The 17,420-nt window shown below is 64.6% G+C and carries 18 protein-coding genes and 1 pseudogene; 9 read left to right on the top strand and 10 right to left on the bottom strand.

Going from position 1 to position 17,420, the window contains the following annotated elements:
* Positions 1-2 precede the first annotated feature (2 nt).
* A complete protein-coding gene (gene nadE / locus ON32_RS15110) occupies positions 3-827 on the bottom strand; it encodes an NAD(+) synthase (RefSeq protein ID WP_040791534.1) in 825 nt (274 codons plus the stop codon).
* Positions 828-838: 11 nt separating this feature from the next.
* A complete protein-coding gene (locus tag ON32_RS15105) occupies positions 839-1,444 on the bottom strand; it encodes a TetR/AcrR family transcriptional regulator (RefSeq protein WP_040791618.1) in 606 nt (201 codons plus the stop codon).
* Between the two features lie 168 nt (positions 1,445-1,612).
* On the opposite strand from ON32_RS15105, the gene ON32_RS15100 reads away from it, so the two are divergent.
* The 4 genes from ON32_RS15100 (at position 1,613) to nrdE (ending at position 5,535) form a co-directional block, all read left to right on the top strand.
* The gene (locus ON32_RS15100) at positions 1,613-2,182 is read left to right on the top strand and encodes an NAD(P)H-dependent oxidoreductase (protein WP_040791533.1); all 570 of its coding nucleotides are present in this window, start codon (positions 1,613-1,615) and stop codon (positions 2,180-2,182) included.
* A gap of 474 nt (positions 2,183-2,656) precedes the next feature.
* Positions 2,657-2,890 carry a redoxin NrdH gene (locus tag ON32_RS15095; RefSeq protein ID WP_040791532.1) on the top strand — a complete coding sequence of 78 codons (234 nt, stop codon included), beginning with the start codon at positions 2,657-2,659 and terminating at the stop codon, positions 2,888-2,890.
* Between the two features lie 39 nt (positions 2,891-2,929).
* A complete protein-coding gene (nrdI, locus tag ON32_RS15090; RefSeq protein ID WP_040791531.1) occupies positions 2,930-3,391 on the top strand; it encodes a class Ib ribonucleoside-diphosphate reductase assembly flavoprotein NrdI in 462 nt (153 codons plus the stop codon).
* 62 nt (positions 3,392-3,453) lie between these two features.
* Entirely contained in the window at positions 3,454-5,535 is a 2,082-nt protein-coding gene (gene nrdE, locus ON32_RS15085; RefSeq protein WP_245551078.1) for a class 1b ribonucleoside-diphosphate reductase subunit alpha, read from the top strand.
* A 159-nt stretch (positions 5,536-5,694) separates the two neighbouring features.
* Here nrdE and ON32_RS15080 read toward each other — a convergent pair whose 3' ends face one another.
* Positions 5,695-7,371 (bottom strand): cutinase family protein, encoded by a 1,677-nt coding sequence (locus ON32_RS15080; protein WP_051133268.1) that lies wholly within the window; start codon positions 7,369-7,371, stop codon positions 5,695-5,697.
* A 1,544-nt stretch (positions 7,372-8,915) separates the two neighbouring features.
* On the opposite strand from ON32_RS15080, the gene mgtE reads away from it, so the two are divergent.
* The gene (gene mgtE, locus ON32_RS15070; protein ID WP_040791528.1) at positions 8,916-10,280 is read left to right on the top strand and encodes a magnesium transporter; all 1,365 of its coding nucleotides are present in this window, start codon (positions 8,916-8,918) and stop codon (positions 10,278-10,280) included.
* Between the two features lie 16 nt (positions 10,281-10,296).
* Here the strand turns inward: mgtE and ON32_RS15065 are convergent, their stop codons facing one another.
* From ON32_RS15065 to ON32_RS15050, 4 genes are all read right to left on the bottom strand, one after another.
* The gene (locus tag ON32_RS15065; protein WP_051133267.1) at positions 10,297-10,569 is read right to left on the bottom strand and encodes a carboxymuconolactone decarboxylase family protein; all 273 of its coding nucleotides are present in this window, start codon (positions 10,567-10,569) and stop codon (positions 10,297-10,299) included.
* Positions 10,570-10,749: 180 nt separating this feature from the next.
* Positions 10,750-11,352: a hypothetical protein gene (locus tag ON32_RS15060; RefSeq protein WP_040791526.1), complete on the bottom strand. Its 603-nt coding sequence runs from the start codon at positions 11,350-11,352 to the stop codon at positions 10,750-10,752.
* Complete coding sequence (locus ON32_RS15055; RefSeq protein ID WP_157224203.1) at positions 11,349-11,627, bottom strand: hypothetical protein; 279 nt, start codon at positions 11,625-11,627, stop codon at positions 11,349-11,351. Before ON32_RS15055 ends, ON32_RS15060 begins: the two co-directional genes overlap by 4 nt.
* A 5-nt stretch (positions 11,628-11,632) precedes the next feature.
* Positions 11,633-11,893: a hypothetical protein gene (locus ON32_RS15050; protein ID WP_040791524.1), complete on the bottom strand. Its 261-nt coding sequence runs from the start codon at positions 11,891-11,893 to the stop codon at positions 11,633-11,635.
* A gap of 157 nt (positions 11,894-12,050) precedes the next feature.
* Between ON32_RS15050 and ON32_RS15045 the strand changes: the two genes are divergently transcribed.
* From ON32_RS15045 to ON32_RS15040, 3 genes and pseudogenes are all read left to right on the top strand, one after another.
* A complete protein-coding gene (locus ON32_RS15045) occupies positions 12,051-12,287 on the top strand; it encodes a helix-turn-helix domain-containing protein (RefSeq protein ID WP_157224202.1) in 237 nt (78 codons plus the stop codon).
* Positions 12,287-12,956: pseudogene (locus ON32_RS30845) on the top strand (DUF5753 domain-containing protein). The gene ON32_RS15045 and the pseudogene ON32_RS30845 overlap by 1 nt, the downstream one beginning before the upstream one ends.
* Positions 12,953-13,165: a DUF397 domain-containing protein gene (locus ON32_RS15040; protein WP_040791522.1), complete on the top strand. Its 213-nt coding sequence runs from the start codon at positions 12,953-12,955 to the stop codon at positions 13,163-13,165. The pseudogene ON32_RS30845 and the gene ON32_RS15040 overlap by 4 nt, the downstream one beginning before the upstream one ends.
* Before the next feature lie 538 nt (positions 13,166-13,703).
* Here the strand turns inward: ON32_RS15040 and ON32_RS15030 are convergent.
* From ON32_RS15030 to ON32_RS15020, 3 genes are all read right to left on the bottom strand, one after another.
* Entirely contained in the window at positions 13,704-14,699 is a 996-nt protein-coding gene (locus ON32_RS15030) for an LLM class F420-dependent oxidoreductase (protein WP_040791616.1), read from the bottom strand.
* A 254-nt stretch (positions 14,700-14,953) separates the two neighbouring features.
* The gene (gene nrdF / locus ON32_RS15025; protein ID WP_040791520.1) at positions 14,954-15,916 is read right to left on the bottom strand and encodes a class 1b ribonucleoside-diphosphate reductase subunit beta; all 963 of its coding nucleotides are present in this window, start codon (positions 15,914-15,916) and stop codon (positions 14,954-14,956) included.
* A gap of 170 nt (positions 15,917-16,086) precedes the next feature.
* The gene (locus ON32_RS15020) at positions 16,087-16,308 is read right to left on the bottom strand and encodes a hypothetical protein (protein WP_040791519.1); all 222 of its coding nucleotides are present in this window, start codon (positions 16,306-16,308) and stop codon (positions 16,087-16,089) included.
* A gap of 301 nt (positions 16,309-16,609) precedes the next feature.
* Here ON32_RS15020 and ON32_RS15015 point away from each other — a divergent pair, with 301 nt between their 5' ends.
* Positions 16,610-17,347: a hypothetical protein gene (locus tag ON32_RS15015; RefSeq protein WP_157224201.1), complete on the top strand. Its 738-nt coding sequence runs from the start codon at positions 16,610-16,612 to the stop codon at positions 17,345-17,347.
* Positions 17,348-17,420 lie beyond the last annotated feature (73 nt).

Genomic DNA, 17,420 nt, shown 5'->3' with positions numbered 1-17,420 from the left:
GTTCAGCGCCACCAGTCGTCGAACGGGGTGACGGGGACGGTGCGTTTGTGCCGGGTGGCGAGGTAGACGGATTCGATCTTCTGCGCCACCTCGGCGGTGACCTCTCGACCCTCGAGGTAATCGTCGATCTCGCTGTAGCGCAGGCCCAGCGCCTCCTCGTCGGGTAGCGCGGGGCGGTCGTCCTCCAGGTCGGCGGTCGGCACCTTGGACCAGACGGTGGCGGGAGCGCCCAATTCCTGGAGTAGGGCGGCGCCCTGTCGTTTGGTCAGACCGGTCAGGGGAGTGAGGTCGACCCCGCCGTCACCGTATTTGGTGAAGAAGCCGGTGACCGCTTCCGCGGCGTGGTCGGTGCCGACGACCAACAGATTCTCCTGGCCGGCGATGGCGTACTGGATCACCATGCGTTCGCGGGCCTTGATATTGCCGCGGACGAAATCGCGTAGTTCGGTCACGTTCAGCGCCGAGGCCACCTCCGCGGCCACGGCATTGGCGCCGGGCCGAACATTGACCACGACCGCCCGGTCCGGGGCGACGAATTCCATGGCGATCCGCGCATCGGCCTCGTCCGCCTGCACCCCATAGGGCAGGCGAACCGCGACGAAGGTCGCCTCGGCGCCCTCGGCGCGCAGTTCCTCGACGGCCAGTTGGCACAGTCGGCCGGCCAGCGCGCTGTCCTGCCCGCCGCTGATGCCGAGCACGAAACCCCGTGCGGGAGTGGAGCGCAGGAAGTTCTTCAGGAAGTCGACCCGGCGGCGGACCTCGGCTTTCGGCTCGATATCGGGCACAACGCCCAACTCGGCGATGATCTGTTCACGCAGGTTCCCCATGCCCGTCCACTCTACTGCGGGGTGGGGCCGGCGACGCGGTGAACCAGATCCGCCCAGTTGTCGCCGATCTGTTGTCGGGTGTATCCGAGGGCGCGCAGCTGATGCAGGACAAGGCCGGCGGAGAGCGCGTTCAGCAGGGCGTCGGCGATCAGGGGTATCTCGCCCGGGGTGCCGGCCTGTCGCAGCAGCAGGGAGACGTGATTTTTGTGCACGAGATACGGGGCGGCGCTGTAGCGTTCGTCGGCCGGGCCCGTTTCCGCGGCCAGATGTAGTTCGCCCTCGACCTCGATATCGAGCAGCCGTGCGCGGCCGAAGGCGACCAGCCTTTCCACCGGCGGCGCCCCGGGGCCCAGTGGCGGCGGCCCGAAGATGAACCCTTCCTGGAGTTTACGTTCGGAGTGGTCCAGTAGAGCCAGCATGAGTCCGAGCCGACTGCCGAAGCGGCGGAAGACCGTTCCCTTGCCGACGCCGGCTCGCTTGGCCAGGGCGTCCATGGTCAACGAGGCGGGCCCCTTCTCGCGCACCAGTTCCTGGGCGGCGTCGAGCAGCAGCCGGCGGTTGCGCGCGGCATCGGCGCGTTCGGTGGGTGCTGCGGTGCCGGGCAGGGGCCTGCCGATCGCCGGTGTGCCGTCGTGGGATCGATCCCGCGGTCGTGCCGCGGGGTCGATTGGGGGTGTGTCGTGGCTCACGGGACTCGGACACCGCCTCCGGGGAATAGACCGGACCGTGGTCCGGTTACTGTACATAACTTGAAAGTGGAACAGACCCGGTACTCAGGAGCAATCATGAGCCAGACCCGTATCCTCGCACTCGTCGGAAGCCTTCGGGCCGCTTCCATCAATCGGCAGTTGGCCGAGACCGCCGTGCGGACCGCCCCGGAGGGGGTCGAGGTCGTCATCTACGACGGCCTGGCCGATATTCCTTTCTACAACGAGGACATCGACGTGCCGGGTGCGGTGCCCGCAACCGCGGAGGCATTGCGACAGGCCGTTGCGGAGGCCGACGGCCTACTGTTGGTGACCCCCGAATACAACGGCAGCCTGCCGGGCGCGCTGAAGAACGCCATCGACTGGGTGTCGCGCCCGTATGGGGCCGGCGCCATCAAGGGCAAGCCGGTTGCGGTGGTGAGCGCGTCCATCAGTCAGAACGCGGCCAAGTGGGCGCACGGCGACGCGGTCAAGACGGTCGGTATCGCCGGCGGTGCGGTGGTCGAGGCGGCCCATCTGCACTTCGGCGCCATCGGTGAGCGTTTCGCCACAACCCATCCCAGCGAGGATGCCGAGGCGCGCGAGCAGATCGCCGGCGCGCTGCGGGCGCTGGTCGACGCCGCGCAGGAAGAGCTCGTGTCGGCCTGATCTTCCGGTCCGGGACCTTTTCGAGGGGCCGCTCCGTCCGGTTGGGACGGGGTGGCCCCTCGCGGTTTTCCGCCGGGTTCCGTATGGTGCTGCAGGGCCTGTTGAGGCCTCGGCGGCTGGTGTGACGGACGTAGTCTTCTGAGTTTGCTGAAAAGGAACTCAACTCGGAATTTGTGATCTGAGCCACATGTATGTTCTGGGGCTTATCGACTGTCCTGGTACTTACGGCCGTGGAATTCCATCAATGTGACTCGCAACATCTCGTGTCGTTTTCAACTGTCGGCCACTAGGTGTAGTGTCTTGGGTACCCGAGATCGGGAGAACGAACCACCCTCCGCGACCGGGGGGAACCGGCTCGAACAGCACGTTCGCCGACGGTTCCGGGAGTTTGCGCGGCAACGGCGTGGGCCGCCGTTTCGACGCGCACCGGCACTGCTACGGATCACCGGCTTTTGGACCAGAGAGAGGGAGACCATGACCGTCACCGTGTACACCAAGCCCGCTTGCGTCCAGTGCAATGCCACCTACAAGGCGCTCGACAAGGCCGGGGTGGAGTACGAGGTCGTCGACATCTCCGAGAACGCCGAGGCGCGCGACTACGTGATGGCGCTGGGTTATCTGCAGGCTCCGGTCGTCGTCGCCGGCGATGAGCACTGGTCCGGTTTCCGTCCCGATCGCATCAAGGCGCTGGCCTCGGTGGCGGCCTGACGCCACCATCGCATCCGTGGGGGAAAAGGGGGTCGAGGAGTGTCCGAAACAGCCGCGCTGGTCTACTTCTCCAGCGCCTCGGAGAACACGCATCGTTTCGTCGAGAAGTTGGGACTCCCGGCGACCCGCATACCCCTGCGCACCGCGGACTCGCTGCGCGTCGACGCACCCTACGTGCTGATCGTCCCCACCTACGGGGGTGGTCGGCACGTTCTGGGTTCGGAGAGGTCCGACAAGGACTTCGTGCCGCGCCAAGTCGCCAAGTTCCTCAACGACCCGCACAACCGCGCCCTGTTGCGCGGGGTGATCGCGGCCGGGAACACGAACTTCGGTGACACCTTCTGCTATGCGGGAGAGGTCATTTCGCGCAAATGCGCGGTGCCCTACCTCTACCGTTTCGAACTCATGGGAACCGCCGAGGACGTCGAACGCGTCCGAGAGGGATTGGGATTGTTTTGGCAACGACAACAACAGCACCGACCGGAAAAACGGCTCGCGTAGAGCAGCCCTCGCAGCGCGACGCGAACCCCGGCGAGGCCCTGGATTACCACGCCCTCAACGCGATGCTGAATCTGTACGGGCCGGACGGTGAGATCCAGTTCGACAAGGACCGTGAGGCCGCCCGCCAGTACTTCCTACAGCACGTCAACCAGAACACCGTCTTCTTCCACAATCTGGACGAGAAGCTGGACTATCTGGTCGAGGAGAACTACTACGAGCCCGAGGTCCTGAACAAGTACAGCCGGGAGTTCGTCAAGAAGCTTTTCGAGCAGGCGTACGCGAAGAAGTTCCGGTTCCCGACCTTCCTCGGCGCGTTCAAGTACTACACCTCGTACACCCTCAAGACCTTCGACGGAAAACGTTATCTGGAGCGGTTCGAGGACCGGGTGTGCATGGTCGCTCTCACCCTCGCCGACGGTGACGAGCAGCTGGCGAGCGATCTGGTCGAGGAAATCATCGAGGGTCGTTTCCAACCCGCCACCCCGACATTCCTCAACTCGGGCAAGAAACAGCGCGGCGAGCCCGTCTCGTGTTTCCTCCTGCGCATGGAGGACAACATGGAGTCCATCGGTCGCTCCATCAACTCCGCATTGCAGCTGTCCAAGCGTGGTGGCGGAGTCGCGTTGTTGCTCAGCAATATTCGCGAACACGGCGCGCCGATCAAGAAGATCGAGAACCAGTCCTCCGGCGTCATCCCGATCATGAAACTGCTGGAGGATTCGTTCTCCTACGCCAACCAGCTCGGGGCGCGGCAGGGTGCGGGCGCGGTGTACCTGCATGCCCACCACCCCGACATCTACCGATTCCTCGACACCAAACGGGAGAACGCGGACGAGAAGATCCGCATCAAAACACTCTCGCTGGGCGTGGTCATCCCCGACATCACCTTCGAGTTGGCCAAGAAGAACGAGGACATGTACCTGTTCTCGCCCTATGATGTCGAGCGCGTCTACGGCAAGCCGTTCGCGGATATCGATGTCACCGAGAAGTACTACGAGATGCTCGACGACAAGCGTATCCGCAAGTCGAAGATCAAGGCCCGCGAGTTCTTCCAGACCATTGCCGAGTTGCAGTTCGAATCGGGCTACCCGTACATCATGTTCGAGGACACGGTGAACCGGGCCAACCCGATCAAGGGCAAGATCACCCACTCGAACCTGTGCTCGGAGATCCTGCAGGTCTCCACGCCCTCCTACTACAACGACGATCTGTCCTACGCCCATGTCGGCAAGGACATCTCGTGCAATCTGGGTTCGCTCAACATCGCCAAGGCCATGGACTCCCCGGATTTCGCCAAGACCATCGAGGTCGCAATCCGGGCGCTGACCGCGGTCTCCGACCAGACGCACATCTACTCGGTACCGTCCATCGAGCAGGGCAACAACTCCTCGCACGCCATCGGCCTCGGGCAGATGAACCTGCACGGTTATCTGGCGCGCGAACGCATCCACTACGGGTCCGAAGAAGGTATCGACTTCACCAATATCTACTTCTACACCGTCGTCTACCACGCGCTTCAGGCATCGAACCGGCTCGCGAAGGAACGCGGCACCTACTTCGGCGGTTTCCCCGAATCCAAGTACGCCTCCGGTGAGTACTTCGACAAGTACACCGATCAGGTGTGGGAGCCGAAGACCGACCGGGTGCGGCAGTTGTTTGCCGACGCCGGTGTGCGCATCCCCACCCAGCAGGACTGGCGTGAGCTGAAGGCCTCGGTGATGGAATACGGCCTCTACAACCAGAACCTGCAGGCGGTGCCGCCGACCGGTTCGATCTCCTACATCAACCACTCCACCAGCTCCATCCACCCGGTGGCGTCGAAGATCGAGATCCGCAAGGAAGGCAAGATCGGCCGCGTCTACTATCCGGCCCCCTATATGACCAACGACAACCTGGAGTACTTCCAGGATGCCTACGAGATCGGTTACGAGAAGATCATCGACACCTATGCCGCGGCCACCCAACACGTGGACCAGGGCCTGTCGTTGACCCTCTTCTTCAAGGACACCGCCACCACCCGCGACCTGAACAAGGCCCAGATCTACGCCTGGCGCAAGGGCATCAAAACCCTCTACTACATCCGCCTGCGGCAGATGGCGCTGGAGGGCACCGAGGTCGAGGGCTGCGTGAGCTGCATGCTCTGAACCGGATTCGGGGAGCGGGTGCCCGGTGGCGCGGCGTGATCGTCGCCGCCGGGCACCCGCCGTCGCGGTGAGCTGCCGGCGCGGCGGCAGGGGGTGGCCGCCCCATCCACGAAGACTCCACCGCGGCCCGGGCGAGCGTATGCACCTTTGGGACGGTGATCACCGGGTTCGGTGCCGTCGGCGGGCGAACCATATGGCGCCACCGGCTCCGATACACAGCGCGATCACGAGCAGCGACGCGAGTCGGAGGATATCGAGAGCCGGGGAGGTCCGCGTCGGCGTGGAATCGGCCGCCGGCGGTGGCGGGGGAGCGGGGGTTGCGGGTGTTTCCTCCGCCGGCGGTGGCGGGGGAGCGGGGGAGACCGGGGCGGGAGTGGGCGGCACCTCGGTGCGGGGTGGGGGTTGCGGCGTATCGAGGCGATGGTCGGCGAGGTCTTCGCCGACGGCCGCGAACCAGGTGCGGATCAGATCGGTGGCCGTTCGCCCGTCGTCGGTCAAACCGATATTCGGGTAGTTGCTGTGTCGGCGACCGGTATCGGCGTAACGCAGCCACCGCATGGGATCGAGCAGTTCGGCATTGTCCACGATCAGGGAGCCGAGGGCGTCGAAAACCTGGGTGAGCAGTTCGGACGCGGTGGCGTGCGGGAGGGGGCGGCGCGCGGCGGTCACCAGCGCCGTGGTCGTGCGTTCGAGCCCGGTGAGGGGATCGGGTGCGGCCGCAATACGGGCGACCTCGTCGGGAGTCAGGGCGATATCGATGAGCGCCAGGAGGGTGTTCAGGGTGAGGGTGCCCAGTCGCAGCAGTGCCCGGTGCGCCTCGAAGTCGTCACCGGCGCGGGGGTCGGCGGCTTCGGCCAGCCGGACGCTGAGCGGTTTCTGCGGGGTCAACGACAGGGTGCCGAGTGAATAGCCGTCCAGATCGTGGTTCACGATCGTCGCCGTTGCCCGGGCCAGCGTGGCCGAAAACGCACGCGAGAGCGAGCCGAGCGATGCCGGTGGGTTCCACGGCAGGAGCTCGGCCTGGCCGAGGATGTCGACGATCATATGCAGCAGCGGGGCCTCGGGCGGGGCATCGCAGGCCAGGTCCCCGGGAAGACAGAGCGAAGCCACCCGACCGCTGAGGACCCCGAAATCCGGGGCGGTGTCCCGCAGGGGACCGATTCCCCCGCCCGGTACGTCTCGCTGGACGAATGTGGGCAGCTCGTCGACGGCCGCTCCCGTGGTGCCCGGCGCCGGGTCCGGGCGGACACGGCCCGGTCGACCGGGGAATATCGGCGCGCCGGGCGCGCGGGTGGGATCGCCCACCAGGGCCACCGCCGCAATGCGATCTGCCGCCACCGCGCCCGCTTCCCGCCCGACCTCACGCGCGAACATCGATACGACATGCGCCCCCTGTGAGTAGCCGATGATCCCCAGCAGGGTCCGGGGGCAGCGTTCGGTCACCGCGGCGGCCATTTCTCGCAATCGACGCAGCCCCTCGAGTGCGGAAGCGGAGTACGGTGTCGTCGTATCTCCCACGGCGCCGCCGAAACTCGCCGGATAGGGCACGTATGCCCGGCCGATCACCCGCCCGTGACCGATCTCGGCGAGAGGGCGCAGGACGGTCGCCAACATGCCCGAGTCCACGGTTATCGGGGAATTCGGCGACGATTGGCCGGTGCCCTGCACCCCGAGAACGAACAGTTCGGGACAATCCCCGGATTCGGTCGCCGCCGGTGAACCGCTGTCGCCCAAGGCGTTCGGAGGCAGAATCCCCGAGACCGTGGCCAGCGATGCGGTCGCCATCACGGCGAGTGCACGTACCGTGAACGGCGTCGCATTACCGACATCCTTCATCCGTACCTCCGAATTCCACGCGAGCGTGCGGGTGCGGCTGCGGTGGGGACGACCACGCCGATTCGAAGGGCCGCTAGGGTGCCGAGAGGCCGATGAGCAGATCCGGCACCGTGCCGACAAGTTGTCCGACGACCTTCGGAAAAGTTTCGAATTGCTTGTCTCTCGATGAGTTTCGTCATCAGAGTGCGAGCGATCCGTCGATGTGCCGGGGTCTTCCTCGTTGGCCTCGGGTAGCGGTGATCCGGGCCGGCGTCCGAAGGAGAATGCTTCGAGGCCGAAAGGTCTTCGGCGAACGGAAGACCCATCGGCCTCGAGATATCGCACTCAGAGCAATACGCTCCCGAGACCGGCCACCACGCTGGCGAGGCCCGTCACGACGGAACCGACAAGCTGAAGCAAACCACTGAGCAGACCCATTCCTCACCTCTTCCCTCGATTGCGAATAGCCTGCCCGGACGATGTCCGGGCATCGATGCGATCGCACGCGTACGGCGATTCCGACCCGACTCGGCAAACGTTCTGCGGACAACGGAATTCCGTACCGTGGAGAAGCGATCACACCGTATTCGGTGCGATGAAACGCACGGATGGCCATGATTCGAAATCGCGGCGTCCAAACCGGCTCGGACATCCGGATTTCGGTGATCGCCGTGAACGAGGGACGCGGCGGCGCCGATTCGAGCGGGCATTCGCTTCGAACGTGGTGGAAAGCATGGGATGGTCCTCATGAAGTGCTGTCACGGTCACGTTGGATGGTGGCCATTCGGACCGCGGGGTGAACCGCCCGCCGTTCCGGGGCACGCTACGAGCCGGCCGTTCGGGGTAGGGGTATGGGGTATGACATGGCCGCCGGCGAGGGCGATCCCGCCCTCCTGGCGGGACGTCGCCATCAGGGGCCGCCGGCGAGAGCGTGGGCTTTTCCGCTGGTGAGTCGGTCGTCGACCTCTCGACTCACGGCCCGGGTACGCGGGTGTGCACGATGTCGGACGACCGCCACGCGCCCTATCCGCCGGACCTGTTCCGGGCCGCGAGGGAGGGCGACGACCACATCGCGACGCCGCTGTTATATGGGCACTGTTATATGGGGACGGGCCCAAATGTCCGATTCGAGGTTCCGGCGAGAAGCGCGCGCCCGGATCGACCGGGTCCGCGGACCCGAGATGGACCGACGCGAGGGGCATAAAATGCCGCGGTTTCGGGGGTGTCGAGTGTTTTACGACACGCCCGGCCGGCAAAACGCCGGGTTTCGGGCATTTTATTGTGACCTGTATCGGGTGCAGGATGTATTCTGCGAGAGAATGCGTTTGCATTCGTACGAAGTTTCGAGGAGTCGAGTCACCACGGTTCGCCGTGTGTGACGACCGAGCGAAGAGGAGGTGGGGTTGCCATGCGCAGCGAACCTCCCAGTCGAAGGCCGCGCGGCGTCGTCCGCCCGCAGGCCCGGTAACGACTACTTCCGGCTGTAGCGGCCCGGCTCGACGCCCCGCGGTGTGACGTTTTCTTTCGAATCGCTCGCCATCTCAACGTTGTGCCGAGGTCCCCTCATGTCGCAGACCGAACTCATCGATGCGCCCGTCACCCTGTCGGAATCCCTACAGGACGTCGTGGAACATCACCGGGTGGACGCCGCCCTGCACTGGTTGAACAACCACCCGCCGCACGTGATCGCCGACGAACTCGCCCGCATGGACGCGGTGGAGGCCGGTCTCGCGTTTCGGCTGTTGGACAAAGACCTGGCCCTGGCCGTTTTCGAGGAGCTCGAACCGGTCGACCAGCAGCAGATCCTCCAGGGGCTGCGGGACCAGGCCTTCCGCGAGCTGGTCGAGGCCATGGCTCCCGACGACCGGGCCCGAATGCTGCGGGAGGCTCCCGCCAAGGTCGCCAAGAAGGCCCTCGCCGGGCTGAGCCCGCGCGAACGCCGTATGACCGCCGCGCTGCTCGGCTACCCGGAGGGATCGGTCGGGCGGTACATGACGCCGGAGGTCGTCGCGATCCCGGGCAATCTGACCGTGGCCGAGGCTCTGCGCATGGTCCGCGCCAAGGGCGCCAATGCCGAAACCGTGTACACCCTGCCGGTGGTCGACGACGGACGCCGGCTGCGCGGCATCGTGGAGCTGCGGGAACTGGTGCTCAGTGGACCGGAGACCATGGTCGCCGACCTCGTCGTCACCGAACCCGCTTTCGTCCGCGCCACCGACTCCGCGGAGAAGGCGGCCCGGCTCATGCGCGAGACCAATGACATCAACCTGCCGGTCGTCGACAGCGAGGACCGGCTCGTCGGGCTGCTCACCATCGACGACGCCGTCGAGGTGATCGAGGCCGCCGACAGCGAGGACGTCGCCAAACAGGCCGGTTCCGCCCCGTGGACCGGGCACTATATGGCGGCCGGAGTGTTCCAGCTGGCCCGCTACCGGGCACTGTGGCTGATGCTGCTCCTGGTTGCGGCGACCCTGACGGTGAGCGTCACCGACTTCTTCGAGAGCACCCTGGAACAGGCCGCGCAGCTGGCGCTGTTCATTCCCCTGCTCATCGGCGCGGGCGGAAACGCGGGCGCCCAGGCCGCGACGGCCTGTGTGCGCGCGGTCGCCGTGGGCGAGGTACGCGGCGGCGACCTGTTCAAGGTGATCTGGCGGGAATGCCGGGTCGGGCTGGTGCTCGGAAGTATGCTCGGCGTGCTGGGCGTGGCCATCGGCGGACTGTTCGTGGGTCCGCGGGTGGCGGTGGTCGTCGGGGTGACCCTCGTCCTGATCTGCGCCTGGGCCGCGACCATAGGTGGCACCATGCCGTTGCTGGCCAAGCGGTTGCGCATCGACCCGGCCGTGGTCTCGGCGCCCATGGTCACCACCCTGGTCGACGCTACGGGGCTGATCATCTACTTCAGCACCGCGAAACTGGTTCTCGGCATCTGAGCGAGCGCGCCGACGGTCACTCGCTTCCGATGAGGCGGTTGGCGAGCGTCGACATCGTGTACGTGCCGATGCCCAGGACGACTTCGAGCGCGTTGCGTTCGGTGTATCCGGGCGCGAGTAGAGCCTCGACGGCATCGTCATCGATCCCACCGGCGGTGGCCGGCACATCGAGGGTGAACATCCTGAGCGCCTCGAGCCGTTCATCGGCCGGCGTCCGCTGCTCACGCAAGGTGGCGATGAGTTCGGCATCGACACCCGGCTTGCGGGGCTTGCCGGTGTGCACGGCCACGCCGAGGCCCCCTTCTCGGAAGAGCGGCACACCATGACGGAGAGCTGAGAGGCAGGTTGCCCGTGCATGGTGTAGTCCGGATTGTTGGGATGCGGGACCTCGGCCATGCGCACGCCGCACTTGGCCGACAGCCGCCCCGAACTTATCGAGGATCGTCCACTGCAACTGCGAACGACCACCTCACAAGAAAGTTGTCCCCGTTCCGTCCGCAGGTCTGTCGGGTTCTATGAGGAGTCCGAGCAGATGTTTGCGGTTCGACTTGTCGAGCGCGAGTGCCGCCGTCCACAGCGAGGCGTCGAGGGTATCGGGGATTCGCCAGTGTTCGGGCGGGGTGGCGGGGAAGTGGAGGCGGATCGGATCGAGGCCGGGAAGGTGGCGGGGTACGACAGCCCACCACTGTCGGCCGGTGGCATCGATGGTGACGGCGGCTATCAGATCGTCGGCGCCGGGGAGTTGCTCGGCGGCGGCGCGGACCTGCGATGGGATATGCCCGTTCTCCTCCCGATCGTCCAGTTGGTCGGCGAAGACGACGAAGGCGAATCCGAAACCGAACATATCGGAACCGAGGGCCTCGCGCAGTCGAGCGGCCTGAAGGTGGATGGGATTCGGGTCGCGGTCGGAGCGGCTGCCGGACAGGTCGACGGTGGCGCAGTCCGCGTCGATGCTCTCACCGTCGTAACGGAAACCGCACAGCAACGGCATAAACGTGGTCGGCATCGACAGTAGGTAGCGGGCGGTGATCTCATCGACGGATTCGGCATCGGGGTAGCGGATCTCGGTCATATGGCGAGGTCCTCCGATACCGCTTTCGTCCAGAACTCATGGCGGACCGCGTCCCACAATGGAGTGAGGTTCGGGAGGCGTTCGCGCATATCCGCCAGGTCCGGTGCGTCGGCCGGGATGGTGACGGACAGGAGTGTTCTGGGCTCGGAAATATTGTCCACTCGGATGGTACGGATACGGCGGCGCTCGAGAAACCATATGGCCTGCCATACGTCCACCTCGGTGCGGTGAGTGACGCCGAGCGCGTACACGGAGGTTTCGGGGTTCGTTCGCAATCGGGTCACACCTCTGTTCGTTCGAAGTCATACGGTTGCATGGCGAGAACTTTTCGGCCCAGCGGGGTGATCTGGTAGCGGACCCGCCACGCCCGGGTGGTGGTGACGAGTCCCCGATAGGAGAGTCTCGCCAGGGATTGGCGCGTTTTCCATCCTGTGAGGTTCGCCGGTTCCCTGAGCTGTCGTTCCGTGAGTATCCCGCCGTAGCTCGGCGCCCGTAGGACCCGCGCCTGGGCTATATCGAGGCTTCCGTGTTGCTCGGCCATGCGTTTATGGTGCTGTGCGTCAGCGGCTTGGAGAGTCTCGACGCGGCGCCTTCACAGAATCGGCACGAACGCCCAGCATGATTCCCAGGGTTTGCCTACGATGCTTCCCAAGCTGAGAAACGCCGATCATGCTCGATGAGAAACAGGGGAGGCAATGATGTCGAGCAAGGCGGACCTCAGCGGCACCACATTGCCGCGTCGGCAGCTGGGTAGGGCGCTGCGCGACGCGCGTCACGCGCGGGGATCGACACTCGACCAGGTGGCCAGGGATACGGAATTCGGCCGTTCGGCACTCAGCCGGATGGAACTGGGTCGGTACGAGAAGATCAAGGTTCGAGAAGTCGAATACCTGTGCCGCCACTACGGTTTACCGGAGGCGCGACCCAATACCTGATGGCCATTGCCGCACAATCGAATACGAAGGTCTGGTGGCAGGACTATCGGCATCTCCTCGGCGGCGGCTTCAATACATATCTCGAGCTACATATCTCGAGCTACATATCTCGAGCTACATATCTCGAGCTGGAGTCGTACGCTACGGATTTTCGATTCTATCAATCCCTCATGATCCCCGGTCTGCTGCAAACCATTGACTACGCCAGGGCCATTTTCTGTGCTCACACGCCGGATGACCCACCTACGGAAATCGATAAACGGATCGAACTGCGGATGCAGCGCCGTACATGTCTCATGCGGCAGCGCTGGAGGGTTCAGCTCGAATTCTTGCTCCATGAGAGTATCCTGCACACTGTGGTCGGGTCGGACCGAGTCATGTCCGCCCAGTGTCGACACATCGCCGATATGAGCACCCGCGAGAATATTGTGGTTCGGGTGTTACCGTTCACTGCCGGTCACCCAACCGGTGGAGTGATCCTGCCCTTTATCGTTCTCGACTCCCCGGACGCGGAACCTTCTGTGGTTTATGCCGGGTTCGATGACCTTCGAAGATGTCGAAGACGTAAAGCGTTACCGCGCAATGTACGACAAACTCCTGAGCGTAGCGCTGGCTGAACAGACATCGCGGAATCGGATCAGAAAGATAGCAAGAAGATACGAACAGTGACGGTAGGTTCATCCGACGCGCAATGGTTCAAGTCGTCATACAGCGGTGGCAACGACGAATGTGTCGAAGTCGCGTGGCTCGGTGACGGGCGTGTCGGTATCCGTGATTCGAAGAACCCGGTCGGTCCGGCACTGGTGTTCACCACAGGTGAGTGGAGTGTCTTCACAGCAGGTGTGCGCGGGGGCGGGCTCGATCGACCCGCCGTGTGAGCGGCGCGTTCATACCGCTGTGTGGTGAAGGCTCTCGCCCGGAAAAGTATTCGGGCGAGAGCCTTCTGCGGTGCGGCCCCATGAGGTTGTGGAGCTTCGAATTCAGAGAATGTAGAGCAGGAGCACCGGCAGCGTGAGGGTGATGAACCGGAAGATCTGACCGGATAGTTCGATGAGCGGTTGGGAGAACATGGAATCGATGACGCTTTCTCTTGTTCTGTTGTTCGACGGGTCCGGGCCGGTTCGCTTTTCGTCTCGATCGGCCGAGGCCATCGGATGCGGTGCCGAACAGGTCGAGGACCGTGGTGGATGTGCCGTGTTTCGGTGTCGAACCGGTCGATCCACCATCACACCGCACGACATCGATTCCATCGGGAATTCGTCGTCGGGGACAGCCCCGACTTTTGCGGGCGGAAAATGCTGTAACGCGACGAGCGTCGGTGCGATAAGCCGCGTTATCCGTGCGAGTCCGCCGATCGGCCTCGTGTGGACGATGCGCGATCGGCGGGCTCGACACGTCGATTCCGGGCTCCGGGTGTCAGGACAGAGCGGGAGCGACCTCGCGTTCGAAGAGTTCGATCCCCGAGGTGTCGTAGGCGGATTCGGGGAAATTGAGGATGGCGTAGCCGAGGCCGCGATCCTGCACCGCGCGGAGTTTCTCGACGATCTGTTCCGGGGTGCCCACCGTGGCGCTGTTCCGGAAGAGGAGGTCGGTGAACTCCTGGGCCTTCTTCTCGCCCAATACCGAGGCGTAGCGGGCGGTGCCGGCGGCGATGCGTTCCTGTGCTTCGGCCTCGGTGGCGCCGATCGCGACATTGAAGTTGGCGCTGCGCACGATGGCGTCGAAATCGGTGCCGACATCGGCGCAGTGGTCGCGCAGGATCTCGGATTTGCGGGTGAACTCGTCGGGGTCGTCGCCGGAGAAGTTCGTGTAGTCGGCGTATTTCGCGGCGATGCGCAGGGTTTTCTTCTCCCCGCCGCCCGCGATCCACAGCGGAATACCGCCCTGCTGTGCGGGCAGGGGACGTACGATCGCGCCGTCCACCTGGTAGTACCGGCCGTCGAGGGTGGCGGTTCCGGTGGTCCACGCCTGCCGGAAGATCTGCACGCCCTCGTCGAGGCGGCCCAGCCGTTCCCCGGCGGAGGGGAAACCGTAGCCGTAGGCACGCCACTCGTGTTCGTACCAGCCGCCGCCGATGCCCATCTCGGTGCGTCCGCCGGAGATGGAATCGACCGTTGCCGCCACCTTCGCCAGATAGGCGGGATTGCGGTAGCTCATCGCCGTACACATCTGGCCCAGCCGTATCCGGGTGGTGGTGGCGGCGAACGCGGCCATCAGCGTCCACGCCTCGTGGGTGGCCTCTTCGGTGGGTTCGGGCACGGTGTGGAAGTGGTCGTAGACCCACAGGGATTCCCAGACCGGATTCGTGTCGGCGCGGACCGCCAGATCCCGCATCACCCCCCATTGCGCGGCGGGGTCGATGCCCACCAGATCGAGCCGCCACCCCTGCGGAATGAAGATTCCGAAGCGCACAGATCTCTCCTCGTAATCGAGTCCCACGACGGTGGGATGGATGCGGTATGCACCCACGAATTCCACTCTGCCGCTGCGGTACCGGTGGGGCAACGATTACGCGCAGGGCGAACTGGTGGGTGTCCTAGCCGGGTGAGATGGAGCGTGCGGACACGAAAGGGGGCTGGTTCCGGCCGTCGGTCGAGCCGGAACCAGCCCCCGGGGGGCCGCCGCGTGGCTGCGTGGTTATGGGAGGCGCTCCCGCGTAGATTTCGTCAGAACTCCCAGTCCTCGTCCTCGGTATTGACGGCCTTGCCGATGACGTAGCTCGAGCCCGAGCCCGAGAAGAAGTCGTGGTTCTCGTCGGCGCTGGGCGACAGCGCCGCGAGGATGGCGGGGTTGACCTCGGTTTCGTCCTTGGGGAACAGGCCCTCGTAGCCGAGGTTCATCAGCGCCTTGTTGGCGTTGTAGCGCAGGAACTTCTTCACGTCCTCGGTGAGGCCGACCCCATCGTAGAGATCCTGGGTGTATTCGACCTCGTTCTCGTAAAGCTCGAACAAAAGTTCGAAGGTATAGTTCTTGAGCTCGTCGCGCTCGGCCGGGGTGACCTGCTCCAGGCCCCGCTGGTACTTGTAGCCGATGTAGTAGCCGTGCACCGCCTCATCGCGGATGATGAGGCGGATCATATCGGCGGTATTGGTCAGCTTGGCGCGTGAGGACCAATGCATCGGCAGGTAGAAGCCGGAGTAGAACAGGAAGCTCTCCAGCAAGGTGGAGGCCACCTTGCGCTTGAGCGGATCGTCGCCGCGGTAGTAGTCGAGCACGATCTCGGCCTTGCGCTGCAGGTTCCGGTTCTCCTCCGACCAGCGGAAGGCCTCATCGATCTCGCGGGTGGAGCACAGAGTGGAGAAGATGGCGCTGTAGGACTTGGCGTGCACCGACTCCATGAACGCGATATTGGTGAGCACTGCCTCTTCGTGTGGGGTGAGGGCGTCGGGGATGAGGCTGACCGCGCCCACGGTGCCCTGGATGGTGTCCAGCAGGGTCAGCCCGGTGAACACCCGCATGGTGAGCTGCTTCTCCTGGTCGGTGAGGGTGTTCCAGGACGGGATGTCGTTGGACACCGGCACCTTTTCCGGGAGCCAGAAGTTTCCGGTCAACCGGTCCCAGACCTCGGCGTCCTTCTCGTCGGGCACCCGGTTCCAATTTATGGCAGTTACCCGATCGATGAGTTTCATCTGCGTCCCCACACCTTTCCGAGTGCACAACAGTGACGGATTCTTATACCCCAGGACACTACTCCTTGGGGGTGCCGGCTCCGCTCAACACAAGAACTTGTGTTCATGTGATGTTCGCGGCGCATTCCGAGAGGCGCCGAAGCCGTCGCGCATGAGCCGAGGCCGAGCGTTCAGGGGGTTGCGGGTGGTGAGCCGCCGCCCACGCGCTCGGCGCTTTCGGAGCCGGATCGCAACGTCGTGACGCCCACTCCGACCCCGTTCGCCGTCCAGGTTCCCACATCGTGCGTCGGGCTGTCCGGGACGGTCCGGCCCGGTGCGATACCGCCGGCCGGGCCCTGGGAGATTCCGACGGGCACGAGCTCGGATCGGTTGCCCTCGGAGGAATCTGCCATACCCGGACCATACCGCGCCCGGTGTGGGGACGAGGGCTCGGTTCGGGGACATCGGACAGCCATCGGGAGGAGTCGGCCCCGGCGGTCTCCGACTCGTCGGTGACCTGCATGCCATGCAGGTCGTTTTGTTCGGTCGACACGTCGCCGTGGAGCGACAGCGGTCGTCTCGATCTCCGAGTGGGGGCGGCGGGGTGATGCGTGTGGTGTGTGGGTGCAGTGGAAGCGGTGGTGGGAACTCGACCTTTCATGGGAGGGAACTCATCGGTGGGGTGAACGGGTGGTGGGGCGGAGGATGGAAGGTGTGACCGATATACGCGTTCGCTCGCCCCGGGAAGGGCTGATATCCGCCGAGATCAGCCCTTGGGGGCGCGTCAGGGATCAACGGGAAATTGCTGCGATCGCCATCGATGCTCTCTTCGCTCTCGGTGAAGACCTTTTCGAACCTCTGTCGGTGGAGGGGATATTTCCCTGCTGCCACCGTGAGTACCTGGGTCCGTTGCAATCCGAGCCCTACCAGGTGTCGGCCTATCGGCAACTGCAGGTCGCCTCGCCACCGAAAGGGGTTCGTATCGGCTCCTGGTGGAGGTCGACCAGGGTGGAGTCCACGGAGCGGCTCGACCGGCAGACGATTCTCGAGTGGATCGATACCGTCCTGACCGAGCACGAGTGTCCGGATCCCGCAGACGAGCCCGGATGGACTCTGCTGATCGTCGACAGTTTCCGGGTCCGGCTTCCCGACGCCACGGCCCAAACCGTGGTGGGTGACGCGCTGGCCGTGGAGAGCGACATCGGAACGCTCTCTTTTCCCGTCGAGTCCTCCGCCGGAGGCCATTGGGTGGCCGGTCCTGACATCAGATATGCCGAGGATGCCCCGTTTCGGGCATGGATAGACCATGAGATGGGTACTCTCACCTTCAACTTCTACATCTTCTGGTCGCTGTGGATGGACGGAGCGGGATTTCCTGTCATCGAAGCCGCTATTCGCCGGCTCGCTGACCTGGGATGGACGGTGAAGACGTACCGGCTGGGTCCCGCCTAGGCGCATTTCTGTAGTCGTTTCACATTTCGGGAGCCGAATGGCACGCCATCCGGCGCGAAGCCCGGAATTGCAT

Source organism: Nocardia paucivorans NBRC 100373, assembly GCF_000308675.1.
Taxonomy (GTDB): domain Bacteria; phylum Actinomycetota; class Actinomycetes; order Mycobacteriales; family Mycobacteriaceae; genus Nocardia; species Nocardia paucivorans.
Note: the sequence above shows the minus strand (reverse complement) of the source record. Positions and strands in the feature narration are given on the sequence as shown.